This is a genomic window from Pseudomonas sp. NY15372, from assembly GCF_048068215.1.
Lineage (GTDB): Bacteria > Pseudomonadota > Gammaproteobacteria > Pseudomonadales > Pseudomonadaceae > Aquipseudomonas > Aquipseudomonas guariconensis_A.
In genome coordinates this window covers 43,669-69,808 of record NZ_JBLUPY010000006.1, presented here as the reverse complement: position 1 = coordinate 69,808, position 26,140 = coordinate 43,669, and the positions used below count along the sequence as shown (strand labels likewise).

The window sequence follows — 26,140 nt, the reverse complement described above, 5'->3', positions numbered from 1 at the left end:
TGATGCTTACTGAGCGAACGCCCGACCCAGGCCGCCCGGAACGCCGCTGCTGTCGGTTTCCTGCCAAGGGCCCTCGGGGCTCAGCGACCAGCTCCAGCCGTTGTTCCAGCGGTAGTAGGTGCGCTGGCGATAGAAGGTGTTGGGCTTGTTTTCCAGCACATAGACGCCCATGCGCGGGTCCCAGTGGCTGGCACCGCCCGGTGGCGGGGCGAAGCTGGCGGAGGTGCGCGGCATGGCCTTGGGCGCGCTGGCCGGTTTGCTCGGCCGGGTGCTCGGCTGCCCGCTCGGCGCCGGCTTGATCACCGGCCCCTGGCGCGGCGGCACGGTTTCGACCGGCGGCCACGGCTCATCGCCTGGTTGCTGCACCGTACAGGCGGAAAGACCCAGTGCCAGGGTGATCAGGGTCAGACGGACGGCGCTGTTCATGCAAATACTCTCTTATTGATCTGGGCTGTCGATGGTCAGGTGCTGGGCTGCCTCGGTATGGGTGGACAGCGGCGCGCTCTGGCCGATCCATTCGCCCCGGGTCGGCTGGCCGGCACGGGACACACGGGCAACCAATTGGACCTCACTGAAGTCCGACAGTTTCATCTGCGGCATCATCGCATCGGCGTCGGAAAGCTCCACTTCCAGCGGCAACTGGGCCACCGTCACGCGCTTGGCCGCAACAGGCATGGGCGGGCCATTGCTGGCACGGGCGAAGATGAACACCGTGTCACCGGGCTTGACCTTGTCCTTGAGCTTGTCGGCCAGTGTCACCCGCACTTTCAGACGAGCAGCCTCGGGCACTGCCGCAGGTTTGCCGCCCGCCGCCTGCAACCGTTCTGCGGCACGGTCGATACCGCCCTGCAGGGCGGCGCGCGAAGCGTCACCTTCGGGCAATTGCGCCAGCAGGCGTTGCCAGTAGTCGATCGCCTCCTGGTAGCGCTCGCCCTCGAACGCGGCGATGCCGCGCAGGCCCAGGCTGGTGACCTCCTTGGGGTCAGCCTTGAGCGCTTCGTCGGTCAACGCCTGTACCTGCTCGCTGAACTGCTTGTTCGCTGCGAAATACAAGGCCTGGGCCCATTGGCCAAGCAGCTCGGGCTGGCGTCCGGCCAAGGCGACGGCGCGCTCGAAGGTGCGGGCCGCGTCGGCTGGGCGTTGCTCGGCCATATAGGCGCGGCCAAGGAAATACAGGCCCTCTGCCGAGTCGGGCTGGGCCTGCACGGCACGCTCCAGGCGCGTGGTCATTTCTTCCATCGACTGCGGCGCCTGGGCGAACTCGCGGGTCAGCTCGACCTTGTCGGCAGCGCCGAAATGCAGGTACAGCCCAAGGCCCAGCGCCGGCACCAAGACCGCAGCCAGCAGCGGCAGCGCCTTGCCCAGATGGCCCTGGCGCGGCGCCTCGGCGCCCTCGGTATCGGCCAGCAATTCACGGGCGGCCTCGTCGCGGCCCTTGGCCAGTTGCTCGGCATCGAGCACACCGGCTTCCTGCTGGGTTGCCAGTTCGGCGACCCGCTCCTGATACAAGGCGACATTGAGGGCAGTACGGTCTTCTTCCTGTTGCTGGCGGCGGCGGCCGCGCAGGATAGGGATCAGCAGGAAAGCCAGGGCGGCGAGCAACAGCAGGCCCGCGCTAAGCCAGAATTCAGTCATGGGTCTGTTCTTTATCCAGCAGTTTGGCGAGACGCTCGCGTTCTTCAGGCGACAATTGCTCCGGGGTGGCCGCCACCGGCCCGCGGCGACGGCGCACGATCACCGCCAGCACCACGAAGCCGGAGGCCAGGAGGATGCCTGGGCCGAACCAGAGCAGCCAGGTGCGCCCGGTGAGCGCCGGCTTGTAGCGCACGAAGTCGCCATAGCGATCGACCATGAAATCGACGATCTGCTCGTTGCTCTTGCCTTCGCCGAGCATGCGGAAGATCTCCCGCCGCAAGTCAGCTGCAATGGGTGCATTGGAGTCGGCGATGTCCTGGTTCTGGCACTTGGGGCAGCGCAGCTCCTTGGTCAGTTGCTGATAACGCTCGCGCTCGGCATCATCGCGGAACTGGTAGGTATCGATGGCGGCCCGGGCCGCACCGGCCACGCCCAGGATCAGCATCGCCGCCGCCAGCCAACGCCTCATGGCTTGGCCTCCTCGACCAGGCTCTGATACAGCGGCGCCAGTTGCTCGCGCCACACCGTGGCATCGACCACACCCACATGTTTGTAGCGGATGATGCCTTTGGCATCGACCAGGAAGGTTTCCGGCGCCCCGTACACGCCCAAGTCCAGCCCCAGGCTGCCCTGCTCGTCACGAATGTTCAGCTGGTACGGGTTGTGGAAGTCGGCCAGCCATTTCAACGCCGCGGCGTTGTCGTCCTTGTAGTTGACCCCATGAATGACCACGCCCTGCTCGGCGAGCTGGTTGAGGTAAGGGTGTTCGACCTTGCACGAAGGGCACCAGGTGGCCCAGACATTGACCAGTGCCGGGCGCCCCTGCAGGTCGGCGGGGGTAAGCGTACGATCGCCCTGGACCGAGGCCAGCGAGAAGGCCGGGAACGGCTTGCCGATCATCGCCGAGGGCAGTTCGTCGGGCTTGAGGAACAGGCCTTTGTAGAGGAAGACCGCCATCAGCAGGAACACCGCCAATGGCAACACCATGATCCAACGCTTCATGCAGTTGCTCCAGACATGCCCAGGACATCACGCACCCGGGCCTTGACCTTGACGCGGTAGCGTCGGTCGAACGCCGCCAGGAACCCGCCCAACGCGGTCAGCAGACCGCCCAGCCAGATCCAGCGGACATAAGGTTTGATATGCACCCGTACCGCCCAGGCACCGTTGTCCAAAGGCTCGCCGAGGGCGACATACAGATCGCGGGTGAAGCCGGCGTCGATACCGGCCTCGGTCATCATCGCCTGCTGCACCGTATACAGGCGCTTCTCAGGGTGCAACACGGTCACTTCGCGACCGTCGCGGCTGATGCGCACGGTGCCCTTGTCGGAGATGAAGTTCGGCCCCTCGAAGTGCTGGGCGCCCTCGAACAGGAAGTGATACCCCGCCAGTTCCACGGTTTCACCCGGTGCCATGCGCAGGTCACGCTCGGCGCTGTTATTGCTCGACAGCACCACGCCCAGGGCGCACACCGCCAGGCCCAGGTGCGCCAGGTGCATCCCCCAGTAGCTGCGCGACAAGCCACGCAGGCCCTTGGTCAGGCCCTTGTGACGGGTCTTGTCGAAGATGTCGCGCACGCCTGCCAGCACCACCCAGGCGGCCAGGGCGAACGCGCTCAGGGCCGGCCAGTCGAAGTCGTCGACCAGCAGGCCCGCGACCGGCGCCAGGACCGCGCTGCCCACCAGCACCGGAGTCAGCATGCCCAACAGCCATTTGCCCGGGGTGTCCTTCCAGCGCACCACCACACCGACCCCCAGTACCACCATCAGCAGCGCCATCAACGGCAGGAACAGCGCATCGAAGTAAGGCGGGCCGACCGACAGCTTGGCCCCGGTCAGGGCATCGAGTACCAGCGGGTAGAGGGTACCGAGCAGGATCATCGACGCCGCCACCACCAGCACCAGGTTGTTGGCCAGCAGCAATGTCTCGCGCGACCACAGGGCAAAGCCGACCTGGCTCTTGACCACCGGTGCGCGCAGGGCGAACAAGGTCAGCGAACCGCCGACCACGAACAGTAGGAAGATCAGGATGAATACGCCACGGGACGGATCGGACGCGAAGGCATGCACCGAGGTCAACACCCCGGAACGGACCAGGAAGGTACCCAGCAGGCTCAGGGAGAAGGCGGCGATGGCCAGCAGCACCGTCCAGCTCTTGAACACCCCACGCTTCTCGGTGACCGCCAGCGAGTGGATCAGCGCCGTGCCCACCAGCCACGGCATGAAGGAAGCGTTTTCCACCGGGTCCCAGAACCACCAGCCGCCCCAGCCCAGCTCGTAGTAGGCCCACCAGGACCCCAGGGTGATGCCGACACCGAGGAAGGCCCAGGCGACGATGGTCCAAGGCCGCGACCAGCGCGCCCAGGCCGCGTCCAGACGCCCGCCCAGCAGCGCGGCGATGGCGAAGGCGAAGGCCACCGAGAAGCCGACGTAGCCCATGTACAGCATCGGCGGGTGGACGATCAGGCCGAAGTCCTGCAGCAGCGGGTTCAGGTCGCGCCCGTCGGTCGGCACTTGGGGCAACAGGCGTTCGAACGGGTTGGAGGTGATGATCAGGAACGACAGGAAACCGACGCTGATCATGCCCATCACCGCCAGAACCCGGGCCAGCATCACCTGCGGCAGCTGACGCGAGAACACCGACACGGCGAAGGTCCAGCCCCCCAGGATCAACGCCCAGAGCAGCAGCGAACCCTCGTGCGCGCCCCACACCGCACTGAACTTGTAGTACCAGGGCAAGGCGCTGTTGGAGTTGCTGGCCACATAGGCCACCGAGAAGTTGTCGGTCATGAAGGCATGGGTGAGGCAGGCGAAGGCGAATGCCAGGAAGGCGAACTGCCCCCAGGCCGCCGGCCGTGCCAGGCTCATCCACAGGCTGTCGCCGCGCCAGGCGCCAAGCAAAGGCACGCTGGCCTGCACCACGGCGAAACAGATCGCCAGGATCATCGACAATTGCCCGAGCTCGGGGATCACCAGGGCCGCGTTCATGGCTTGGGCTCCGCGCCGGTGGCCGCCTGGCCGCTTTCCTTCAAGGCTTTGGTGACCTCAGGCGGCATGTACTTCTCGTCGTGCTTGGCCAGCACCTCGTCGGCCACCACCACGCCGTCGGCATTGAGCTTGCCCAGGGCCACGATACCCTGCCCTTCGCGGAACAGGTCAGGAAGAATGCCGCGGTAGGTGATCGGCACCGACTTGTTGAAGTCGGTGACCACGAAGCGCACGTCCAGCGAGTCGGACGAGCGCTGCACCGACCCCTTCTCGACCATGCCGCCTGCGCGAATGCGGGTATCGAGCGGCGCCTCGCCATTGGCGATCTGGGTCGGGGTATAGAACAGGTTGATGTTCTGCTGCAGGGCGCTCAGGGCGAAGCCGACGGCGATGGCCACGCCGACCAGCAGGCCGAGGATGAGGAACAGGCGTTTCTTGCGCTGCGGATTCACTGGTTGTTCTCCCGGCGCAGACGGCGCGCCTCTTCTTGCAGGTAGCGGCGGCGGGCCAGCAAAGGCGCTGCGACATTGAGCGCCAGCACCGCCAGGCAGATGCCATAGGCCGACCAGACGTACAGGCCATGATGCCCCATGGCAAGGAAATCACCGAAGGATGCGAAACTCATCTGGCGGCCCTCCGACCCAGGCTGTTCAATACTTCCTCCCGGACCCAGCTGGCGCGGGCTTCGCGCTTGAGCACCTCGAGACGCATGCGCACCAACAGCACCGCGCCGAAGAAGCAGTAGAAACCGAGCGCCGTCAACAGCAATGGCAACCACATCTCGGCCGGCATCGCCGGTTTTTCGGTCAGGGTAAAGGTGGCGCCTTGGTGCAGGGTGTTCCACCACTCCACCGAATACTTGATGATCGGGATGTTCACCACGCCGACGATGGCCAATACCGCGCAGGCCTTGGCCGCGCTGTCGCGGTTGCTGATCGCCTGGCCCAGGGCGATGATGCCGAAGTACAGGAACAGCAGGATGAGCATGGACGTAAGGCGTGCATCCCAGACCCACCAGCTACCCCAGGTCGGCTTGCCCCAGATCGCCCCGGTCACCAAGGCCACCGCGGTCATCCAGGCACCGATGGGGGCGGCGCATTGCAGGGCGACGTCGGCCAGTTTCATCTTCCACACCAGCCCCACTACCCCGGCCACCGCCAGCAGCACATAGCACGACTGCGCCAGCATGGCGGCCGGCACATGGATGTAGATGATCCGGAAGCTGTTGCCCTGCTGATAGTCCTGGGGCGCGAAGGCCAGCCCCCAGGTGATGCCGACCAGCAGCAGGAGGGTGGCGGAAACGGTCAGCCACGGCAGCATGCGGCCGCTGATCGCATAGAACCATTTGGGGGAGCCCAGCTTGTGGAACCACGTCCAGCTCATTTTCATCAGGGTACATCCAGGGTATCTGCCGGGCTTGGAAGCCCGGGACTCGTTATTCGCCGACGCTGATCTTCAGGCCGGCCGCGATCGCAAAAGGTGCCAGGGTCACCGCCAAGGCCGTCAGGCTGGCCAGCCACAGCAGATGGCCGGTGGCGGGCATATTCTGCAATGCCGCTTGCAAGGCGCCACTGCCCAGGATCAATACCGGGATATACAGCGGCAGTATCAGCAACGCCAGCAACAGGCCGCCGCGCTTGAGGCCGACGGTCAGCGCCGCGCCCACCGCGCCCAGCAGGCTCAGCACCGGCGTACCCAGCAGCAGCGAGCCCAACAGCACAGGCAGGCAATTGCCGGGCAGGCCCAGCATCAGCGCCAGCAGCGGTGCCAACAATACCAGCGCCAGCCCGGAAAAGATCCAATGCGCCAGCACCTTGGCCAGCACCAGCAGTGCCAACGGGTGCGGTGACAGCACCCACTGCTCCAGCGAGCCGTCCTCGAAGTCGCTGCGAAACAGGCCGTCCAGCGACAACAGCACGGCCAACAACGCTGCCACCCAGACCAAGCCTGGCGACAAGGTTTGCAACAATTGTGTCTCAGGGCCGACCGCCAGTGGAAACAAGGCGACGACGATCGCAAAGAACACCAGCGGGTTGGCCAGTTCCGCCGGACGGCGGCACAACAGGCGCGCCTCGCGGCGCAGCAACAGGATGAATACGCTCATGCCGCCCATTGCCCCAGGTTAAGTTCACGGTAGCCGGACGGCTTGCGCTCGAGGGTATGGTGGGTGGTCAACACCACCGTGCCGCCTTGCTCGCAGTGGGCCGCCAGGTGTGCCTCGAGTTGAGCCACGCCCTGCTTGTCGAGGGCCGTGAAGGGTTCGTCGAGGATCCACAGCGGTGGGCTTTCCAGGTACAACCGGGCCAAGGCCACGCGGCGCTGCTGGCCGGCCGACAAGGTATGGCACGGCACGTCTTCGAAACCACGCAATCCTACCGCCGCCAGCGCCTGCCAGATCGCCTCGGCGCTGGCCGGCTGGTGCAGGGCGCATAGCCAGGCAAGGTTTTCCTCGGCCGTGAGCAGGTCCTTGATTCCGGCGGCGTGGCCGATCCACAGCAGGATACTGGCCAGGGCATGGCGCTGCTCGGCCAGCGGCTGGCCCCCCAGCAGGATTTGCCCGGCCGTCGGCTGCATCAGGCCGGCCAACAGGCGCAGCAGGCTGGTCTTGCCGCTACCGTTGGGGCCGCTGATCTGCAGCATGTCACCGGGCCGCAACTGGAACTCCAGGTGCTCGAAGAGCAATCGCCAGTCGCGCTCGCAGGCCAGGCCTGTGGCTTGTAGGTGAAGGGTCACGGTTTCGCCTTATACAGGTTGGGCCCAGGTTCGCTACTTGCCAAAGGCGCTAGCGAACCTGGACCCTGTGTCTCAAGTCGCCCCATTCACTGCCGTTATAGTGGCAATGGCGGACGGGCGGGCATTATTACATGCAACGTCCCGCTGCCAAGAGGGCTGGTCCGACAGGTTGTATACAATCATGACTGAAATCAATAGTCTCGGCGCACAAACCGTGCTGGGCCTGCAGGCCGGCAAGGCTGCGATGACCGGCGAACTGCTGCGTCTGCTACAACCCCAGCCAGGCTTGATGGCACCCGGCGAGACCGCCCGGGCCGATGTGCTGTCGTTGCGCCAGGTCGGCCAGGATTTCCAGCTGTTGCTGCGCCTGACGCTGGCCAACGGCAACCAGACCCAACTGCAGGCCAGCGCCAGCCAGCCCTTGCCCCAGGGGAGCCAGGTCACCGTCACCCAGACCGAAGGCAACCGCCTGGCGATCCTCGTGCAACAGGCCAATGCCAGCAATATCGCAGCCCTCACCCGCCTCGATACGGCCAAGGTGCCAGTGGGCACCCTGCTGCAAGGCAAGGTGCTGACCAGCCAGGCCCTGCCGACGAACCCCGGTGACGCGACCAGCTTCCGCTCGCTGGTCAGCCTGCTCAACAGCCCCCAGGCCGGCGCCACCCTGACCGTCGACAGCCCAAGGCCATTGGCAGTCGGCAGCCTGCTCAGCGCCCTGGTACAAGGTGACCAGTCGCTGCGCTTCGTGCCCCTGGGCGGCCGCCAGGAGCAGCTGGCCGTCAGCCAATTGCTCGGCGCGCAACAGAGCCGCCAGGCGTCGCTGACGGGGCTGCTCGATGCCTTGCAGCAGGTCGCCCGCGACCCGAGTGGCAACGGCGAGCTGCGCACCAGCGCCGAACGCCTGCTGGCCAGCCTGCCGCAGGCGCGGCAACTGGGCGATGCCAAGGCTGTGGCCCAAGCGCTGCACAGCAGCGGCGCTTTCCTGGAGGCCAAGCTGCTGGGAGGGCTGACAGGGGGCGTGGCAACGGACCTGAAGGCGCAGTTGATCCGGCTAGTGGCCCAAGCCACGCCTTCCCTCCCTACCGGCATACCCTTCAACCCCGCCACGGCCAGCGCCCTGGCGCAGGCGTTTCCAGGCATGGCGCGAGGCGCCCTGGGCATGCTCGAACGCAACACGCCCAAGCCTCAGCCCGGCGCCTTCCCCCTGCCCTCGCGGCTGGTGAAGAGCCTGGAGGAAGAAGGCGACCTGCAGCAGTTGCTGCGCCTGGCTGCCGCCGCCATCGCGCGTCTGCAGAGCCATCAACTGTCCAGCCTGCAGCAAACCGGCATGAACGAGAACGGCAACCTGCAGACCACCTGGCAGACCGAGATACCGATCCGCCATGGCCAGGAGTTCGTGCCCTTGCAGGTCAAGCTGCAACGCGAAGAAACGCCGGAACAACAGGCCGACCCACAACGCGAACAACGCGACCCGCTGGCGTCGTTGTGGCGGATCGAACTGGCATTCGACCTGCCACCGCTCGGCCCCTTGCAGGTCCAGGCGCAGCTGAACCAAGGCCAGCTGTCGGGCCAGCTATGGGCGCAACTGCCCCAGACCGCACAATTGATCGAGCGTCAGTTGGGTGAGCTACGCGAACGGTTGGTGGCCCGCGGCCTGAACGTCGGCGACCTGCAGTGCCACCCCGGCACGCCGCCGCAAGGGGCACGCACACGCCTGGAACAACGTTGGGTGGATGAAAACGCATGAGTAGCAAGCAACCGCGCCAGGCCATCGCCCTGAGCTATGACGGCCAGCAGGCACCGACGCTCAGCGCCAAGGGCGACGACGAACTGGCCGAGGCCATCCTCGCCATCGCCCGCGAACACGAGGTGCCGATCTACGAGAACGCCGAGCTGGTACGGCTGCTGGCGCGCCTGGAGCTCGGGGAGCAGATTCCCGAGGCGCTGTACCTGACCATTGCCGAGATCATCGCCTTTGCCTGGCAATTACGCGGCAAGGTGCCTGCGGGCTTCGATGACGAGCTGGCTCCCGAGCGCGACATCACGCCCACGCAGCTGCGCCTGCCCTCATAGCGCGAAACTCATTGATCTGACAGAAACCTGTAGGAGATTACCCAGCCCTTCGGGCTGCGCTGTCGCGCAGAGAACAAGCGGCTAGCGCCGCCCCCTGTGGGAGCGGCGGTGCGGCGGTCCGACTTGTCCCGCGATCAAGGGCGAAGCCCTTGCCAGGCGACGGTGATATCCGGCCCGGCCCAATCGCGGGACAAGCCCGCTCCCACAAAGCCCGCAAAATCAAATAGTTATGCGTTGCTCGATGGATCGCTTCACTCGACGCGATGCAGCTTGCTCATCAGCTCCGCCTCGGCCTGGGTCAGGCCGCAGGTGCGGGTCAATTCCTCGACGCTGGCGCCCATGCCCACCAGCTTGGCCGCCTGGGTGAAGGTCACGCTGTTGGGGTCGCGCTGCTCCAGTTGCTGGAGCTTGTCGGGCAACGGCGCGACCACGGCGCGCAGCTCGTGGATCGCCTCGCCCATGCGCACGGTACCGTTCTGGTAGTCGTCCAGGCGCTTGGCCAGGTCCTTGATGCGCTGGTCACGCAGCGCATCGCCCTGGGCCTGCTGGGCGGCCAGTTCGCGTTGGCGCTTGCTGTAGTTGAGGAACAACCACAGGCTCAGCGCCCAGAGCAATGCCAGGAAAAGGACAGCAGCCTCGAAGATCAACTCAGATATTCTCCAGCTCGGACCACTCTTCCTCGGTCATCATTTTGTCCAACTCGACCAGGATCAGCAGTTCGCCATTCTTGTTGCACACGCCCTGGATGAACTTGGCCGACTCCTCGTTACCGACATTCGGCGCGGTTTCGATTTCCGATTGGCGCAGGTAGACCACCTCGGCCACGCTGTCGACCAGGATACCGACCACCTGCTTGTCCGCCTCGATGATGACGATGCGGGTGTTATCGGTGACTTCGGTGGGCATCAGGCCAAAACGCTGGCGGGTGTCGATCACCGTGACCACATTGCCGCGCAGGTTGATGATGCCCAGCACATAGCTCGGCGCACCCGGTACCGGCGCGATCTCGGTGTAGCGCAGGACTTCCTGCACCTGCATGACGTTGATGCCGTAGGACTCGTTGTCCAGACGGAACGTTACCCACTGCAGGATCGGATCTTCGGAACCTTGTGCAGACGACTTTTTCATTCCCCTACCCCTTGAAATCCGCGCTTGGCGGTGTGTTCGGTCATTGGTGTTTGGCGTGCATCTGCTTGACGGCGCCGCTGGCGATCAACTCGGCCAGTTCGGCAACATCGAGCAAGGCACACATGTGTTCGATCACCGTGCCGGCCAGCCAAGGTCGCTGCCCACGCTGGCTGCGCCACTTGATCTCGGCCGGGTCCAGGCGCAGGGAACGGCTGACCTGGTGCACGGCCAGCCCCCATTCGTAACCCTGGACGGAAATCACATATTGCAGGCCCTGGCGGAAGTCCTCGCGGTAGCGGTCGGGCATGACCCAGCGCGCGGTGTCCAGGACCTTGAGGTTGCCCGCCTGGCAGGTGAGGATGCCGAGGAACCAGTCTGGCTGACCAAACAACGGTGTCAGTTCCTGGCCAGCCAGGCTGTAGATCGAGCCAAGGCAGACCAGCGGCACGGCCAGGGTCAGGCCGGCGACATCGAACAGCAGGCATTCGAACGGCTCCGCCGCCCAGGCCGGACGGCCGTCGACGGTCTTGGGCGGCAGCACCGCGCCGGCCGATGGCAAATGCACATCGACCAGGGGGGCCACAGGCGTGATCAGCTCGGCCTGTTTTTGTGCCTCGCCTACGACTTCGGCCTTGGGCGCAACGTCGACAGCCGTCAGCACAGTGGGCAACACCTTGGCCTCAGGCTCAGCGAACGGCCGCATCGTAGCCAGAGGTTCGCGCTGAGCATCCTGCGCTTGCTCCTGGCGAACGGCCTCGGCAAATTCATCGCTGGGCGCCGCTTCGGCCGGCACAGCGGGCGGGTCGAGTTCCTGCGTGGCTTCCTGAAGCAACCCGTCGAGGTAGGACTGCAGGGCCAGTTGCGGCTTGGTGGTGGTCTGTCGTGCGGAATTCATCAGGCCACCTGCAGTGCCGATTGTTGGGTCAACAGGTGCTTGAGCAGCGCCCGGTAGGCGATCAAACCACGGCTCTTGCCGTCGAACTGCGAGGGCGTGACACCCGCCCGGCTGGCATCGCGCAGGCGCGTATCGACCGGGATGTAGCCCGGCCAGACCTGTTCGCCATAGTTATCGCGCAGCACCTTGAGGGTGCCCAGGGAGGCTTGGGTACGCCGGTCGAACAGGGTCGGCACGATCTGGTAGGGCAAGGCCTGGCGCCGTGAACGGTTGACCATGGCCAGGGTACCGACCATGCGCTCGAGCCCCTTGACCGCAAGAAACTCGGTCTGCACCGGGATCACCAACTGCTGGCTGGCCGCCAGGGCATTGACCATCAGCACCCCGAGCAACGGCGGGCTGTCGATCAGGGCGAAGTCGAAGTCCTGCCACAGCTGCGCCAGACTCTTGGCGATGACCAGGCCCAGGCCACTCTGTCCCGGCGACTGGCGCTCGAGCACCGCCAATGCGGTGCTCGAAGGCAGCAACGAGATACGCTCGTCGCTGGTCGGCAGCAGCAGTTGCCCGGGCAGCCCCTCGGGCACTGAGCCCTTGTGCAGGAACAGGTCGTAGCAGCTGTGTTCCAGGGCATCGGGGTTATGCCCAAAATAGCTGGTCATCGAGCCATGGGGGTCGAGGTCGACCACGACCACGCGCTTGCCCGCCTCGGCCAGCAAACCGGCCAAGGCGATGGTAGTGGTGGTCTTGCCGACTCCACCTTTTTGATTGGCTACTGCCCAGACTCTCATAAGACGACTCATGACTCGTTAATGATGCTGAACCTTGTGGAAGCCGGCTCCCACAGGGTATACGGTGCCAGAGAATTGACGAGTTATGGCCCTGCCACCGCTGCAGGCGTTGCCGGTGCACTTTGTGTGCCAGCACGGCGCAAGGCCGCATCTGGCGTGGCATTGGCGCTGCCGGAGCCGGTCAGGCTGCGACGCACCTCGAGGTTACGGGAAATCACCAGGACCACGCGGCGGTTGCGTGCACGCCCTTCGGCCGTGTCGTTGCTCGCCACCGGCTGGTATTCGCCATAGCCCACCGAAGCCATGCGCGCCGGATTGACGCCATTCATGGCCAGCAAGCGGACGATGCTCGCCGCGCGCGCCGACGACAGCTCCCAGTTGGTCGGGTACTGGGCCGTGCGAATCGGCAGGTTGTCGGTAAAGCCTTCCACGTGCACCGGGTTGGCGAACGGTTTGAGGATGTTGGCCACCTTTTCGATAAGGTTGAAGGCCATGTCGCTCGGCATGGCATCGCCACTGCCGAACAACAGCGACGAGTTGAGCTCGATTTCCACCCACAGTTCGTTGCCGCGCACGGTCATCTGGTCGGACTTGATCAGGTCGCCGAACGCCTCGCGCACGTCATCGGCGATGCTTTGCAATGGGTCCACACTGCTCTGCGCCAGGCCTGCATCGGTCTGCTCGCTGTCCTTGACCAACGGCTCGGCTGGCTTGATGGTCAATGGGCGTTCGTCGCCGATGGGGATCGGCTTCATGCTGCGCTCAGGGTCGTTGAACACGCCGATCAACGCCTGGGAAATGACCTTGTACTTGCCCTCGTTGATCGAGGAAATCGAGTACATGACCACGAAGAAAGCGAACAACAACGTGATGAAGTCGGCATACGACACCAGCCAGCGTTCGTGATTCTCGTGTTCCTCGGTAGGGCGACGACGGGCCATGGTCTACTCCATGAAGCCTTGCAGCTTCAGCTCGATCGAGCGTGGGTTCTCCCCTTCGGCGATCGACAGCAGGCCCTCAAGGAGCATCTCGCGATAGCGCGACTGGCGCAGGGCGATGGCCTTGAGCTTGTTGGCGACCGGCAGCAGGATCAGGTTGGCGCTGGCCACGCCATAGATAGTGGCGACGAACGCCACGGCGATGCCATTGCCCAATTGCGACGGGTCGGCCAGGTTGCCCATCACATGGATCAGGCCCATGACCGCACCGATGATGCCGATGGTCGGCGCGTAGCCGCCCATGCTCTCGAACACCTTGGCTGCCTGGATATCACGGCTTTCCTGGGTCAGGAAATCGACCTCGAGGATGCTGCGGATGGCCTCGGGCTCGGCGCCGTCGACCAGCAACTGCAAACCCTTGCGCGCATAGGGGTCGGGTTCGGCATCGGCCACCCCTTCCAGGCCCAGCAGGCCTTCCTTGCGTGCGGTCAGGCTCCAGTTGACGACCCGGTCGATGCCACCTGGCAGGTCCACCCGGGGCGGGAAGAAGATCCAGCGCAGGATCTGCAAGGCCCGCTTGAACGCCGGCAACGGCGATTGCAGGAGCGCTGCAGCCAAGGTACCACCCAGCACGATCAGGGCCGCCGGGCCGTTGATCAAGGCCCCGACATGGCCGCCCTCGAGGAAGTTACCGCCGACGATGGCGACAAAGGCGAGGATCAGGCCGATCAGGCTCAGCACGTCCATCAGATGCACGCCTCGACCAGGTGCTTGCCGATTTCGTCCAGGCTGTAAACGGCATCGGCCAGGTTGGCTTTGACGATGGCCATGGGCATGCCATAAATCACACAGCTGGCTTCATCCTGGGCCCACACGGTGCTGCCGCCCTGTTTGAGCAGGCGCGCACCTTCGCGGCCATCGGCGCCCATGCCGGTGAGCACCACCGACAGCACCTTGTCGCCATAGGACTTGGCCGCCGAGCCGAAGGTAATGTCTACGCACGGCTTGTAGTTCAGGCGTTCGTCACCCGGCAGAATCTTCACCGTGCCACGGCCGTCGACCATCATCTGCTTGCCACCTGGGGCCAGCAAGGCCAGGCCCGGGCGCAGCACATCGCCGTCCTCGGCCTCCTTGACGCTGATCTTGCACAGCTTGTCCAGGCGCTCGGCGAAGGCCTTGGTGAACGCCGCCGGCATGTGCTGGATGAGCACGATCGGCGCAGGGAAGCTGGCCGGCAGCTGGGTGAGCACCCGTTGCAGCGCCACCGGGCCGCCGGTGGAAGTACCGATGGCCACCAGCTTGTAGGGCTTGCGCTTGGGCGCGGGTGAGTGGCTGGTGCCAGCCGCGCTGCGCGTCACCGGGGCAGCCGGTACGGCACTGCGGGCCGGCGCAGCGCTACCCAGGCTGCTGGCCGGGGCTTGGCTGGCCGGTGCAGGCGCTGGCGTCGGGATGGCCGTGGCATAGCCGCCGAAACGGCGGTTGCTGCGGGAAATGGTGTGGACCTTCTCGCACAGCAACTGCCTGACCTTATCCGGGTTGCGCGAGATGTCCTCGAAGTTCTTCGGCAGGTAGTCCACCGCGCCGGCGTCCAGTGCGTCAAGGGTGACCCGGGCGCCTTCGTGGGTCAGCGAGGAGAACATCAATACCGGGGTCGGGCAGCGCTGCATGATGTGCCGCACTGCGGTGATGCCATCCATCATGGGCATTTCGTAGTCCATGGTGATGACATCCGGTCGCAGCGCCAGCGCCTGGTCGATCGCTTCCTTGCCGTTGGTCGCAGTGCCGACGACTTGGATCGTCGGGTCGGCCGAGAGAATTTCCGAGACGCGGCGGCGGAAGAAACCGGAATCATCCACCACCAGGACCTTGACTGCCATAAACACTCCATTAGGCGGCGCCACCGCCAGGGTGCGCCACCGAAATCAATAACGCCGCGCGGCGTAACGCTTGAGCATGCTCGGTACGTCGAGGATCAACGCGATGCGACCGTCGCCGGTGATGGTCGCGCCGGACATGCCCGGGGTGCCCTGCAGCATCTTGCCCAGCGGTTTGATCACCACTTCCTCCTGCCCCACCAACTGATCGACGACGAAGCCGATGCGCTGGGTGCCGACCGAGAGGATCACCACATGGCCCTCACGCTGCTCCTCGTGCACCTGGTCCTGAACCAGCCAGCGCTTGAGGTAGAACAGCGGCAGCGCCTTGTCGCGCACGATCACGACCTCCTGGCCGTCGACCACGTTGGTGCGCGACAGGTCCAGGTGGAAGATCTCGTTGACGTTGACCAGCGGGAAGGCGAACGCCTGGTTGCCCAGCATCACCATCAGGGTCGGCATGATCGCCAGCGTCAGCGGCACCTTGATGACGATCTTCGAGCCCTGGCCCTTGGCCGAGAAGATGTTGATCGAACCGTTGAGCTGGGCGATCTTGGTCTTGACCACGTCCATGCCCACGCCGCGACCGGACACGTCGGAGATCTCGGTCTTGGTGGAGAAGCCGGGGGCGAAGATCAGGTTGTAGCAGTCCGACTCGCTCAGGCGCTCGGCGGCGTCCTTGTCCATCAGGCCCTTTTCCACCGCCTTGGCACGCAGCACGTTCGGGTCCATGCCCTTGCCGTCGTCGGAAATCGACAACAGGATGTGGTCACCCTCCTGCTCGGCGGACAACACCACATGGCCGGTGCGCGCCTTGCCAGAGGCTTCGCGCTCGTCGGGCATCTCGATGCCATGGTCGACGGCGTTGCGCACCAAGTGCACCAGTGGGTCGGCCAAGGCTTCGACGAGGTTCTTGTCCAGGTCGGTCTCTTCGCCGACCAGCTCCAGGTTGATTTCCTTCTTGAGCTGGCGGGCCAGGTCGCGGACCAGACGCGGGAAGCGGCCGAAGACCTTCTTGATCGGCTGCATGCGGGTCTTCATGACTGCGGTCTGCAGATCGGCGGTGACCACGTCGAGGTTGGACACAGCCTTGGACATGGCCTCGTCGCCGCTGTTCAGGCCCAGGCGCACCAGGCGGTTACGCACCAGCACCAGCTCGCCGACCATGTTCATGATCTCGTCCAGGCGCGCGGTGTCGACCCGCACGGTGGTTTCCGCCTCGCTGACCACCGGCTTGTCGGCCGCCGGGGCCGCGGCACGGGTCGGGGCAGTGGGCTTGGCGGCGGCAGGTTTCGCGGCCGGGGCCGACTCAGGCTTGGCAGCCGGTTTGCTGTCGGCCTTGGTCGGTGCGGCGCTGGCCACAGCGGCAGGTGCGTCAGGCGCCTGGGTGGCCAGCGCATCGCTGGAGAATTTGCCCTTGCCGTGCAGTTGGTCCAACAGGGCTTCGAATTCATGATCGGTGATGTGCTCGCCGCCCGCCTCGGCGGGTGCTGCCGGGGCGCCAGACGCGCTCGCAGACGCCAGCGCATCGGCGGCGAAGGTGCCTTTGCCGTGCAGTTGATCGAGCAGCGCTTCGAATTCGTCGTCGGTGATTTCGTCGGATGCCGCAGGCGCCGAAGTACTGCTCGCCGGGGTGGCGGCCACGACTTCAGGGGAGAACTGGCCCTTGCCATGCAGTTGGTCGAGCAGCGATTCGAATTCGGCGTCGCTGATCTCGTCACCCTCGCCGCCCACGACCTCACCCTGCATCTGCTCGGCGGCCTCTGCCTGGGCCTTGACCGCGTCGAGGGAATCGAGCAACTGCTCGAATTCGCTGTCGGTGATGTCCGGCTCGGCCGCTGGCGCTTCGGCCACGGCCGCCACCGGCGCCTCGACGACGGGCGCGGCGCTGTCGGCACCGGCAGGCTCAGCCAGGCGCGACAAGGCCGCCAGCAGCTCTGGCGTGGCCGGGGTGATGTCGCTGCGCTCGCGCACCTGGCCGAACATGCTGTTGACCGTGTCCAGCGCTTCGAGGACCACGTCCATCAGTTCCGCATCGACCCGGCGCTCACCTTTGCGCAGGATGTCGAACACGTTCTCGGCGATATGACAGCACTCCACCAGCTCGTTGAGCTGAAGGAAACCGGCGCCCCCTTTTACAGTGTGAAAACCACGGAAGATCGCGTTGAGCAAGTCGGCATCTTCGGGTCGGCTTTCCAGCTCGACCAGCTGCTCGGACAATTGCTCGAGGATTTCGCCGGCCTCTACCAGGAAATCCTGGAGGATTTCTTCATCGGCGCCGAAGCTCATTGAACGTGCTCCTTAAAAACCCAGGCTGGACAGCAAATCGTCGACGTCGTCCTGACCGGACACGACATCTTCACGCTTATCGGCATGAATCTGCGGACCTTCACCCCGAGTCGGATGTTTTTCTTGATCTTTTTCAGCGCGCAGTTGCTGGTGGTCGTGTTCGATACCGGCAAAACGGTCCACCTGGCTGGCCATCAGCACCAGCTTGAGCAGGTTGCTTTCCACCTCGGTGACCAGCGCGGTCACGCGCTTGATCACCTGGCCGGTCAGGTCCTGATAGTCCTGCGCCAGGAGGATATCGTTGAGGTGGCCGGCGACCTTGCGATTACCCTCGGCACTGTGCGTCAGGAAACTGTCGACGCGCTTGACCAGCTCGCGAAACTCGGGCGCTGCGACTTCGCGGCGCATGAAGCGCTGCCAGTCGGCACTCAGGCTCTGGGCCTCGGCCACCAGGTCGTTGAGCACCGGGGTGCCGGCCTCGACCAGGTCCATCGTCCGGTTGGCCGCGCCCTCGGTCAGCTTGACCACATAGGACAGGCGTTCAGTGGCGTCGGTGATCTGCGAGACTTCCTCGGCCTGCGGCATGCGCGGGTCGATCTGGAAGCTGACGATTGCACTGTGCAGCTCGCGGGTGAGCTTGCCGACTTCCTGGTACAGGCCACGGTCGCGGGTCTGGTTCAGCTGGTGAATCAGCTGCACCGCCTCGCCGAACCGGCCGCGCTCGAGGCTCTCGACCAGTTCCTGGGCATGCTTCTTCAGGGTCGTCTCGAACTCCCCGAGCGATGTATTCATTTGCTCCATGGCGCCCCCTGACGTGACTCAGCCGTTGACGCGTTCGAAGATCTTCTCGATCTTTTCCTTGAGCACCTGGGCCGTGAAAGGCTTGACCACGTAGCCGTTGACCCCGGCCTGGGCGGCTTCGATGATCTGGTCACGCTTGGCTTCGGCGGTGACCATCAGCACTGGCATGCCCTTGAGACGGTCGTGGGCGCGGACCTTGCGCAGCAGGTCGATGCCGGACATGCCAGGCATGTTCCAGTCGGTCACGAGGAAGTCGTAATGGCCGTTTTCCAGCATCGGCAGCGCCGTGGTGCCGTCGTCGGCTTCTTCGGTGTTGGTGAAGCCCAGGTCACGCAACAGGTTCTTGATGATCCGCCGCATCGTCGAGAAGTCGTCAACGATGAGGATTTTCATGTCTTTGTTCAATTAGACCTCCAAGCAGTCTTTAACGCGCCCGGCCCCCCGAGCGCGCATTCAATCAATTCGGTACAACGTACAACGACTGCGGCGAACCCTGGCTCAACGCGCGCGCCATTCTCCCAGGCGGCTGCGCAGGCGCGCCGCGCACTGGCTATGCAGCTGGCTGACGCGCGACTCGCTGACCCCAAGCACCTCACCGATTTCCTTGAGGTTCAGCTCCTCGTCGTAGTACAGCGCCAGGACCAGGCGTTCGCGCTCCGGCAGGTTGGCGATCGCCTCGGCCAGGGCGGCCTGGAAGCGCTCGTCCTCCAGGTCCCGCGCCGGCTCCTGCTGGCCGCTGGCGCCATCCTCGTGCAGCCCTTCGTGTTCGCCGTCCTGCAATAGGTCGTCGAAGCTGAACAGGCGACTGCCCAGGGTGTCGTTCAAGATCCCGTAATAATCATCGAGACTCAATTGGAGTTCGGCAGCAACTTCATGATCTTTAGCGTCACGACCGGTTCTGGCTTCAACGGCACGGATCGCATCGCTGACCATGCGGGTATTGCGGTGCACCGAACGCGGCGCCCAATCCCCCTTGCGCACCTCGTCGAGCATGGCGCCACGGATGCGGATGCCGGCGTAGGTCTCGAAGCTGGCGCCCTTGCTGGCGTCGTACTTGTTGGCCACTTCCAGCAGGCCGATCATGCCCGCCTGGATCAGGTCCTCGACCTGCACGTTGGCCGGCAAGCGTGCCAGCAGGTGATAGGCGATGCGCTTGACCAGCGGGGCATAACGCTCGACCAGTTCATACTGGGCATCGCGCGCCGCCCTGCTGTACATCTTGTAACCACTTGCATTCATAGTACCGGCCCTGCACTGGTGGGTTGCACCAGGCGCTCGACGAAGAACTCAAGGTGCCCGCGCGGGTTGGCAGGCAGCGGCCAGCTGTCGACCTTCTGCGCGATGGCCTTGAAGGCCAATGCACACTTGGACCGAGGGAAGGCCTCATAGACCGCCCGCTGCTTCTGCACCGCCTTGCGCACGCATTCGTCGTAAGGCACGGCACCGACGTATTGTAGGGCGACGTCCAGGAACCGATCCGTGACCTTGGTCAACTTGGCAAACAGGTTGCGCCCTTCCTGCGGGCTCTGCGCCATGTTGGCCAGAACGCGGAAGCGATTCATGCCGTAGTCACGGTTGAGCAGCTTGATCAGGGCATAGGCATCGGTGATGGACGTAGGCTCGTCGCACACCACCAGCAGCACCTCCTGGGCGGCTCGGACGAAGCTGACCACCGAATCGCCGATCCCGGCGGCGGTGTCGATCACCAGCACGTCGAGGTTGTCGCCGATTTCGCTGAATGCCTGGATCAGGCCGGCATGCTGCGCCGGCGCCAGGTGCACCATGCTCTGGGTACCGGAGGCCGCCGGCACGATGCGTACGCCTGCCGGTCCCTGCAGCAGCACGTCGCGCAGTTCGCAACGCCCCTCGATGACATCGGCCAGGGTGCGCTTGGGCGAAAGGCCCAGCAATACGTCGACATTGGCCAGGCCCAGGTCGGCATCCAGCAGCATGACCCGCCGCCCCAGGTCAGCCAGGGCCAGGGACAGGTTAACTGAAACGTTGGTCTTGCCGACGCCGCCTTTGCCGCCGGTCACGGCGATCACCTGTACGGGATGCATGCTACCCATGTTTGTTCTTTACCTTGTCTCGGGGCCCAGGCCACACAAGGGGTCGAACAGCGCCCCTTTCGTGTAGGTACTTTGCGATGTCCATTCGTCAACCCGCACGTTTGCCAGGGTTGTGGTAGAGATCAGCGAACATGTCGGCCATTGCCTCCTCGCTGGGCTCGTCCTGCAACTGCACACTGACCGCGCGGCTGACCAACTGGTGCTTGCGCGGCAACTGCAGATCGTCAGGAATACGCGGCCCGTCGGTCAGATAGGCCACTGGCAATTCATGACTGATGGCAAGGCTCAGTACTTCACCGAGGCTGGCCGTTTCATCTAGCTTGGTCAGGATGCACCCGGCCAGGCCACAACGCTTGTAGCTGTGGTAGGCGGCGGTGAGCACCTGCTTCTGGCTGGTGGTCGCCAGCACCAGGTAGTTCCTGGCGGCGATGCCGCGCCCGGCGAGGGTCTCCAGCTGCATGCGCAGGGCCGGGTCGCTGGCCTGAAGACCCGCGGTATCGATCAGCACCACACGCTTGCGCAGCAGTGGCTCCAGAGCCTGGGCCAGGGACTGGCCGGGGTCGACATAGGTCACCGGCACATTGAGGATCCTGCCCAGGGTCTTGAGCTGCTCCTGGGCACCGATGCGGAAGCTGTCCATGCTCACCAGCGCCAGTTGCTGGGCGCCGTACTTGAGCACATAGCGCGCGGCGAGCTTGGCCAGGGTGGTGGTCTTGCCCATGCCGGCCGGGCCGACCATGGCGATCACCCCGCCCTCCTCGAGCGGCTCCACCTCGGGTACCTGGATCATCCGCGCCAGGTGCGCCAGGACCATGCGCCAGGCCTGGCGAGGCGCTTCGATCTCGCCGGTCAGTTCGAGCACTTCGCGGGCGATGGGGCCCGACAAACCGATGCGCTGCAGGCGGCGCCAAAGGTTGGCCTGCTGCGGCTTGTTGCCCTGCAGCTGGTTCCAGGCCAGGGATCCGAGCTGCACTTCGAGCAGTTCGCGCAGGCCCGAGAGCTCCGAGCGCATAGCATCGAACAGGCGCGGGTCGACCGGCGCGGGCGCAGGCGCGGCAGCCGGGACAGGCGCATCGACATGGGGCTCGACCAGCGGTTCGGAGGCGGTCAGCGAGAGGCCGGCAAACAATTGCCGGTTGCCCTCGTCGCCTTCGTGGCGGCTGCTCAGCTCGGCCTGTGCGGTGGCGATGCGCGACTGGGTTTTGCGCAGTTCGTCCTCGAGCTCGATGTTCGGCACACGCGGGGCCAGGGCGGACAGCTTGTAGTCCAGCGCGGCCGTCAACTCGACACCGCCGGCGATGCGCCGGTTGCCGATGATGGCGGCGTCGGCGCCCAGCTCATCGCGGACCAGCTTCATGGCCTGACGCATATCGGCGGCGAAAAAACGCTTAACTTGCATAACCCACTACCTCAGCCATTGGGGCCCACGGTGGCAACGATGGTGACTTGCTTGTTGTCAGGTATTTCCTGATACGCCAGAACATGCAAATTCGGTACAGCCAGGCGGCCGAATCGCGACAGCATGGCGCGGATCGGGCCGGCAACCAGGAGGATGGCCGGCAGGCCTTGCATTTCCTGGCGCTGAGCCGCCTCGATCAACGAGCGCTGCAGCTTCTCGGCCATGCTCGGCTCCAGGAGAACACCGTCTTCCTGGCCTTGCCCGGCCCTTTGCAGACTATTGAGCAAGATCTGTTCCAACCTTGGTTCCAAGGTAATCACAGGAAGCTCCGACTCAACGCCGACAATGCTTTGCACGATGGCGCGACACAATCCGACGCGCACTGCCGCGACCAGCGCGGCGGTATCTTGACTCTTGCCCGCATTGTTGGCGATCGCCTCGGCGATACTGCGGATGTCACGTACCGGAACCTGCTCGGACAGCAGCGCCTGCAGGACCTTGAGCAAGCCCGACAAGGAAATGACACCCGGCACCAGTTCTTCAGCAAGTTTAGGCGAACCCTTGGCCAGCACCTGCAACAATTGCTGGACCTCTTCATGGCCGATCAGTTCATGGCAGTGCTTCTGCAGGATCTGGTTGAGGTGGGTAGCCACCACGGTACTGGCATCGACCACTGTGTAGCCCAACGACTGCGCCTGGGCGCGCTGACCGACATCGATCCACACGGCCTCCAGGCCGAACGCCGGGTCGCGCGCGGCGATGCCGTTGAGCGTGCCGAACACCTGGCCGGGGTTGATGGCCAGCTCGCGGTCCGGATAGATCTCGGCTTCGGCGAGGATCACCCCCATCAGCGTCAGGCGGTAGGCACTGGGCTGCAAGTCGAGGTTGTCGCGGATGTGCACGGTAGGCATGAGGAAACCCAGGTCCTGGGACAGTTTCTTGCGCACGCCCTTGATCCGCGCCAGCAACTGCCCGCCCTGGTTGCGATCGACCAGCGGGATCAGGCGATAGCCTACTTCCAGGCCGATCATGTCGATGGGCGTCACGTCATCCCAGCCCAGCTCCTTGGTTTCCAACGCGCGCTGCGGTGAGGGCAGCAGGTCCTGCTGGCGCTGCGCTTCTTCCTGGGCCCTGAGCTTGGCCTGCTGCTGTTTGCGCCAGACCAGGTAGGCGCCACCGGCGGCCAACCCGCCAAGGCCGAGGAAGGCGACGTGGGGCATGCCCGGGACCAGGCCCATGACGATCATCAGTGCAGCCGAAACCGCCAGGGCTTTGGGCGAGTCGAACATCTGCCGATTGATCAGCTTGCCCATGTCCTCGGAACTGGAGGCACGGGTGACCATGATCGCGGCAGCGGTGGACAGCAGCAGTGATGGCAGCTGCGCCACCAAACCGTCACCGATGGTCAGCAGCGCATACACCTTGCCGGCCTCGCCTGCGGGCATGCCATGCTGCAGCATGCCGATGAGCATGCCGCCGATCAGGTTGATGAACAGGATCAACAGGCCGGCGATGGCGTCGCCACGCACGAACTTGCTGGCGCCGTCCATGGAGCCGTAGAACTCGGCTTCCTGGGCGACCTCGGCGCGGCGGGCCTTGGCCTGCCCCTGGTCGATCAGGCCGGCGTTGAGGTCGGCATCGATGGCCATCTGCTTGCCGGGCATGGCGTCGAGGGTAAAGCGCGCACTGACCTCGGAGATACGGCCGGCACCCTTGGTCACCACGACGAAGTTGATGATCATCAAAATGGCGAAGACCACGGCACCAACGACGTAGTTACCGCCGATCACCACCTCACCGAAGGCCTGGATCACCTTGCCCGCGGCCTGGTGACCTTCGTGGCCATGAAGCATGACCACGCGCGTGGAGGCGACGTTCAGCGCCAGGCGCAGCAGCGTGGCCACCAGCAGGATGGTGGGGAACGCGGCGAAGTCCAGCGGGCGCAAGGCGTAGACGCACACCAGCAGGACGACGATCGACAGGGCGATGTTGAAGGTGAAGAAGACGTCGAGCAGGAACGGAGGGATGGGCAACATCATCATTGCCATCATCACCAACAGCAACAGCGGCACGCCGATGTTGCCCCGACCGAGGCCGGCCAGGTTGTTTCGGGCGCTGTTGATGAGCTGGGTGCGATCCACCGGGAGTCCTCTATGAAGCAAAACTTTGACGCAATTGGACGGTTTGGCGGTGGCTTTGCAAGAAGCCTTCCAACTTTGGATTGAAGGCAGTTGAGATTCGTCTTGAAATAATCGGCGCCAATGAAATCCAGCGCCGCGCGGGCGGCGCTGGACGGCGCTGACGCCCTACCGCCCTATACCCTGCCGCCCCTCAGCTATCCCGCCGCAAATCAGGCGGAATCGGCAAATCAGGCTTGAGCGGTTCCGGCGCCTTGCCCTTGCCCGCCCGGTACTGGCGAATCTGGAACACATAGGCCAGCACCTGCGCCACTGCCAAGTACAGCCCCGCCGGAATCTCCTGCTCGAGCTCCGTGGAGTAGTAGATCGCCCGCGCCAAGGCCGGCGACTCGAGAATCTGCACCTTATGCTCGACGCCGATCTCGCGGATCTTCAGGGCAATGAAGTCGGTCCCCTTGGCCAGCAGCAACGGCGCCGCCCCGCCCTTCTCCGGGTCGTACTTGAGTGCCACGGCATAATGGGTGGGGTTGGTGATGATCACATCGGCATCCGGTACCGCGGCCATCATCCGGCGCTGCGACACCTCCCGCTGCAATTGGCGGATGCGCTGCTTGACCTCAGGCTTGCCCTCCGAGTCCTTGTACTCGTCGCGGACTTCCTGCTTGGTCATCTTCAGCTTCTTGTGCGTCTGCCACAGCTGGAACGGCACATCCACCGCAGCGATCAACAGCAAACCGGCCGCCATCCACAACGCACTCCAGCCCACCACCTGGGCACTGTGGATGATGGCCTGCTCCATTGGTTCGTTGGCGATTGCCAGCAGCGCCTGGCGGTCATTGGCCAGCACCAGCAGGGCCACCACGAGAATCACGAAGAACTTGGCCAGGGCCTTGAGTAACTCGGTCAACGAGTTCATCGAGAACATGCGCTTGATCCCCGACAACGGGTTCATGCGGCTGAACTTCGGCTGCAACAGGCTCCCGGAGAACAGGAACCCGCCCAGGGCAACCGGTGCGAGGAGAGCAATCACGAACAACAGGATCAAGACCGGCTGCACCGCCCAGATCGCCATCTTGCCAGAGGTGAGCAGGAACACGCCCATGGCGCTTTCATCCACCAGCACTTCGCGGGGCAGGCTGAAGTTCAGGCGCATCAGGTCCAGCAACGTCTCCCCGAGGTAGCCACCGAACGCCAACAAACCGCCAGCGCCCGCCAGGGTCACCGCCACGGTGTTGAGCTCCTTGGAACGGGCGATCTCACCTTTTTCGCGCGCATCGCGCTTGCGTTTGTCGGTGGGTTCTTCTGTCTTGTCCTGACCGCTTTCGCTCTCTGCCATGATCAGCGCGCCCGTGCCAGTTCACGCAGCCATTGCAGCGCTTCGCTGGCCAATGCCTGGTAATGGGAAAGTACATCGGCAAGGCCGACCCAGAAGATGCCCATGCCCAGCACCAGGGTCAGCGGGAAGCCGATGGAGAAGATGTTCAGTTGCGGTGCCGCCCGGGTCATCACGCCGAAGGCGATGTTGACCACCAAAAGCGCCGTGATCGCCGGCAGGATCAGCAACAGCCCGGCGCCGAACACCCAACCCAGGCGCCCGGCCATTTCCCAGAAATGATTGACCACCAGGGCGTTGCCCACCGGCAAGGTGGTGAAGCTTTCGGTCAGCACCTCGAACACCACCAGGTGGCCATTCATCACCAGGAACAGAATGCTCACCAGCATGGTCATGAACTGGCTGACTACCGCCACGTTGACCCCGTTGGCCGGGTCGACCATGGACGCGAAGGCCATGCCCATTTGCACCGCGATGATCTGCCCGGCCACGACGAAGGCCTGGAACAACAACTGCAACGCAAAGCCGAACAACGCACCGACGATGATCTGCTCCCCACACAGCAGCACGCCGCGCAGGCTTAACGGGTCGATCTCGGGCAACGGCGGCAACCCCGGAACGATCACCACCGTGATCGCCAGGGCCACGTACAGGCGAATGCGCATCGGCAGCATGCGCGTGCCGAAGATCGGCATGGTCATCAGCACGGCAGCCACCCTGAACAGCGGCAGGATGAAGGTGGCGACCCAGGTGCCGATCTGCGTGTCGGTCAGCTCCAGCATGAAGGCCTCAACCGATCAGTTGCGGAATGCTGGTGTACAGGCCGATGAAGTACTCCATGAACTTCTGCACCAGCCAAGGGCCGGCGACGATCAGCGTCACCAGCATCACCAGCAGGCGCGGCAGGAAGCTCAGGGTCTGCTCGTTGATCTGCGTGGCGGCCTGGAACATCGCCACCACCAGGCCGACCAACAGGCTCGGCACCACCAGCACCGCGACCATCAGGGTGGTCAGCCAGAGGGCGTCGCGAAACAGGTCTACGGCCACTTCAGGTGTCATG

General features: G+C 64.5%; 29 protein-coding genes. 2 read left to right on the top strand and 27 right to left on the bottom strand.

Going from position 1 to position 26,140, the window contains the following annotated elements:
* Positions 1-6: 6 nt before the first annotated feature.
* Genes ACNFG0_RS06960 through ccmA form a run of 10 tightly spaced genes read right to left on the bottom strand, consistent with a single transcriptional unit; the run spans position 7 to position 7,355 of the window.
* Entirely contained in the window at positions 7-426 is a 420-nt protein-coding gene (locus ACNFG0_RS06960) for a hypothetical protein (RefSeq protein ID WP_416764348.1), read from the bottom strand.
* A 12-nt stretch (positions 427-438) separates the two neighbouring features.
* Complete coding sequence (gene ccmI, locus ACNFG0_RS06955; RefSeq protein WP_196156166.1) at positions 439-1,635, bottom strand: c-type cytochrome biogenesis protein CcmI; 1,197 nt, start codon at positions 1,633-1,635, stop codon at positions 439-441.
* Positions 1,628-2,104, bottom strand: coding sequence for a cytochrome c-type biogenesis protein (locus ACNFG0_RS06950; protein ID WP_196144803.1), 477 nt, complete (start codon positions 2,102-2,104; stop codon positions 1,628-1,630). Before ACNFG0_RS06950 ends, ccmI begins: the two co-directional genes overlap by 8 nt.
* A complete protein-coding gene (locus ACNFG0_RS06945; RefSeq protein WP_196144804.1) occupies positions 2,101-2,637 on the bottom strand; it encodes a DsbE family thiol:disulfide interchange protein in 537 nt (178 codons plus the stop codon). The genes ACNFG0_RS06950 and ACNFG0_RS06945 overlap by 4 nt, the downstream gene beginning before the upstream one ends.
* Positions 2,634-4,607: a heme lyase CcmF/NrfE family subunit gene (locus ACNFG0_RS06940; protein WP_196144828.1), complete on the bottom strand. Its 1,974-nt coding sequence runs from the start codon at positions 4,605-4,607 to the stop codon at positions 2,634-2,636. Before ACNFG0_RS06940 ends, ACNFG0_RS06945 begins: the two co-directional genes overlap by 4 nt.
* 11 nt (positions 4,608-4,618) lie before the next feature.
* Complete coding sequence (ccmE, locus tag ACNFG0_RS06935) at positions 4,619-5,074, bottom strand: cytochrome c maturation protein CcmE (RefSeq protein ID WP_070577143.1); 456 nt, start codon at positions 5,072-5,074, stop codon at positions 4,619-4,621.
* On the bottom strand, positions 5,071-5,247 hold the full coding sequence (ccmD, locus tag ACNFG0_RS06930; protein WP_084858204.1) for a heme exporter protein CcmD: 177 nt from the start codon (positions 5,245-5,247) through the stop codon (positions 5,071-5,073). The genes ccmE and ccmD overlap by 4 nt, the downstream gene beginning before the upstream one ends.
* Positions 5,244-6,011 carry a heme ABC transporter permease gene (locus ACNFG0_RS06925; protein ID WP_196156167.1) on the bottom strand — a complete coding sequence of 256 codons (768 nt, stop codon included), beginning with the start codon at positions 6,009-6,011 and terminating at the stop codon, positions 5,244-5,246. Before ACNFG0_RS06925 ends, ccmD begins: the two co-directional genes overlap by 4 nt.
* 46 nt (positions 6,012-6,057) lie before the next feature.
* The gene (ccmB, locus tag ACNFG0_RS06920; RefSeq protein WP_416764347.1) at positions 6,058-6,735 is read right to left on the bottom strand and encodes a heme exporter protein CcmB; all 678 of its coding nucleotides are present in this window, start codon (positions 6,733-6,735) and stop codon (positions 6,058-6,060) included.
* Positions 6,723-7,355, bottom strand: a complete 633-nt coding sequence (ccmA, locus tag ACNFG0_RS06915; protein WP_196144807.1) for a cytochrome c biogenesis heme-transporting ATPase CcmA — start codon at positions 7,353-7,355, stop codon at positions 6,723-6,725. The genes ccmB and ccmA overlap by 13 nt, the downstream gene beginning before the upstream one ends.
* Before the next feature lie 181 nt (positions 7,356-7,536).
* On the opposite strand from ccmA, the gene ACNFG0_RS06910 reads away from it, so the two are divergent.
* Both ACNFG0_RS06910 and ACNFG0_RS06905 read left to right on the top strand, forming a co-directional pair.
* Positions 7,537-9,102 carry a flagellar hook-length control protein FliK gene (locus ACNFG0_RS06910; RefSeq protein WP_416764346.1) on the top strand — a complete coding sequence of 522 codons (1,566 nt, stop codon included), beginning with the start codon at positions 7,537-7,539 and terminating at the stop codon, positions 9,100-9,102.
* Positions 9,099-9,428, top strand: a complete 330-nt coding sequence (locus ACNFG0_RS06905) for an EscU/YscU/HrcU family type III secretion system export apparatus switch protein (RefSeq protein ID WP_196144809.1) — start codon at positions 9,099-9,101, stop codon at positions 9,426-9,428. Before ACNFG0_RS06910 ends, ACNFG0_RS06905 begins: the two co-directional genes overlap by 4 nt.
* Positions 9,429-9,679: 251 nt before the next feature.
* On the opposite strand, the gene ACNFG0_RS06900 is transcribed toward ACNFG0_RS06905, so the two are convergent.
* The 17 genes from ACNFG0_RS06900 to fliQ form a co-directional block, all read right to left on the bottom strand.
* On the bottom strand, positions 9,680-10,075 hold the full coding sequence (locus ACNFG0_RS06900) for a DUF2802 domain-containing protein (protein WP_416764345.1): 396 nt from the start codon (positions 10,073-10,075) through the stop codon (positions 9,680-9,682).
* 1 nt (position 10,076) lies between these two features.
* Positions 10,077-10,556 (bottom strand): chemotaxis protein CheW, encoded by a 480-nt coding sequence (locus ACNFG0_RS06895; RefSeq protein ID WP_003254393.1) that lies wholly within the window; start codon positions 10,554-10,556, stop codon positions 10,077-10,079.
* Positions 10,557-10,596: 40 nt separating this feature from the next.
* A complete protein-coding gene (locus ACNFG0_RS06890; RefSeq protein ID WP_196144811.1) occupies positions 10,597-11,451 on the bottom strand; it encodes a CheW domain-containing protein in 855 nt (284 codons plus the stop codon).
* A complete protein-coding gene (locus ACNFG0_RS06885) occupies positions 11,451-12,239 on the bottom strand; it encodes a ParA family protein (RefSeq protein ID WP_084858211.1) in 789 nt (262 codons plus the stop codon). Before ACNFG0_RS06885 ends, ACNFG0_RS06890 begins: the two co-directional genes overlap by 1 nt.
* An 83-nt stretch (positions 12,240-12,322) precedes the next feature.
* Positions 12,323-13,180, bottom strand: coding sequence for a flagellar motor protein MotD (gene motD, locus ACNFG0_RS06880; RefSeq protein ID WP_196144812.1), 858 nt, complete (start codon positions 13,178-13,180; stop codon positions 12,323-12,325).
* A gap of 3 nt (positions 13,181-13,183) precedes the next feature.
* The gene (locus ACNFG0_RS06875; RefSeq protein WP_084858213.1) at positions 13,184-13,924 is read right to left on the bottom strand and encodes a flagellar motor protein; all 741 of its coding nucleotides are present in this window, start codon (positions 13,922-13,924) and stop codon (positions 13,184-13,186) included.
* Positions 13,924-15,054 (bottom strand): protein-glutamate methylesterase/protein-glutamine glutaminase, encoded by a 1,131-nt coding sequence (locus ACNFG0_RS06870; RefSeq protein ID WP_196156170.1) that lies wholly within the window; start codon positions 15,052-15,054, stop codon positions 13,924-13,926. The genes ACNFG0_RS06875 and ACNFG0_RS06870 overlap by 1 nt, the downstream gene beginning before the upstream one ends.
* Before the next feature lie 45 nt (positions 15,055-15,099).
* Positions 15,100-17,340 (bottom strand): chemotaxis protein CheA, encoded by a 2,241-nt coding sequence (locus tag ACNFG0_RS06865; RefSeq protein WP_416764344.1) that lies wholly within the window; start codon positions 17,338-17,340, stop codon positions 15,100-15,102.
* A 12-nt stretch (positions 17,341-17,352) separates the two neighbouring features.
* On the bottom strand, positions 17,353-18,141 hold the full coding sequence (locus ACNFG0_RS06860) for a protein phosphatase CheZ (RefSeq protein ID WP_196144815.1): 789 nt from the start codon (positions 18,139-18,141) through the stop codon (positions 17,353-17,355).
* An 18-nt stretch (positions 18,142-18,159) separates the two neighbouring features.
* On the bottom strand, positions 18,160-18,534 hold the full coding sequence (locus tag ACNFG0_RS06855; protein WP_011534888.1) for a chemotaxis response regulator CheY: 375 nt from the start codon (positions 18,532-18,534) through the stop codon (positions 18,160-18,162).
* 105 nt (positions 18,535-18,639) lie between these two features.
* On the bottom strand, positions 18,640-19,380 hold the full coding sequence (gene fliA / locus ACNFG0_RS06850; RefSeq protein WP_196144816.1) for an RNA polymerase sigma factor FliA: 741 nt from the start codon (positions 19,378-19,380) through the stop codon (positions 18,640-18,642).
* Complete coding sequence (fleN, locus tag ACNFG0_RS06845; protein WP_196144817.1) at positions 19,377-20,210, bottom strand: flagellar synthesis regulator FleN; 834 nt, start codon at positions 20,208-20,210, stop codon at positions 19,377-19,379. Before fleN ends, fliA begins: the two co-directional genes overlap by 4 nt.
* An 88-nt stretch (positions 20,211-20,298) precedes the next feature.
* The gene (flhF, locus tag ACNFG0_RS06840) at positions 20,299-21,609 is read right to left on the bottom strand and encodes a flagellar biosynthesis protein FlhF (protein WP_196144818.1); all 1,311 of its coding nucleotides are present in this window, start codon (positions 21,607-21,609) and stop codon (positions 20,299-20,301) included.
* 11 nt (positions 21,610-21,620) lie between these two features.
* The gene (gene flhA / locus ACNFG0_RS06835; RefSeq protein WP_196156172.1) at positions 21,621-23,750 is read right to left on the bottom strand and encodes a flagellar biosynthesis protein FlhA; all 2,130 of its coding nucleotides are present in this window, start codon (positions 23,748-23,750) and stop codon (positions 21,621-21,623) included.
* A 190-nt stretch (positions 23,751-23,940) separates the two neighbouring features.
* A complete protein-coding gene (gene flhB, locus ACNFG0_RS06830) occupies positions 23,941-25,083 on the bottom strand; it encodes a flagellar biosynthesis protein FlhB (RefSeq protein ID WP_196166831.1) in 1,143 nt (380 codons plus the stop codon).
* Between the two features lie 2 nt (positions 25,084-25,085).
* The gene (fliR, locus tag ACNFG0_RS06825; RefSeq protein WP_196144821.1) at positions 25,086-25,862 is read right to left on the bottom strand and encodes a flagellar biosynthetic protein FliR; all 777 of its coding nucleotides are present in this window, start codon (positions 25,860-25,862) and stop codon (positions 25,086-25,088) included.
* Between the two features lie 7 nt (positions 25,863-25,869).
* The gene (gene fliQ, locus ACNFG0_RS06820) at positions 25,870-26,139 is read right to left on the bottom strand and encodes a flagellar biosynthesis protein FliQ (RefSeq protein ID WP_196144822.1); all 270 of its coding nucleotides are present in this window, start codon (positions 26,137-26,139) and stop codon (positions 25,870-25,872) included.
* Between the last annotated feature and the right edge of the window lies 1 nt (position 26,140).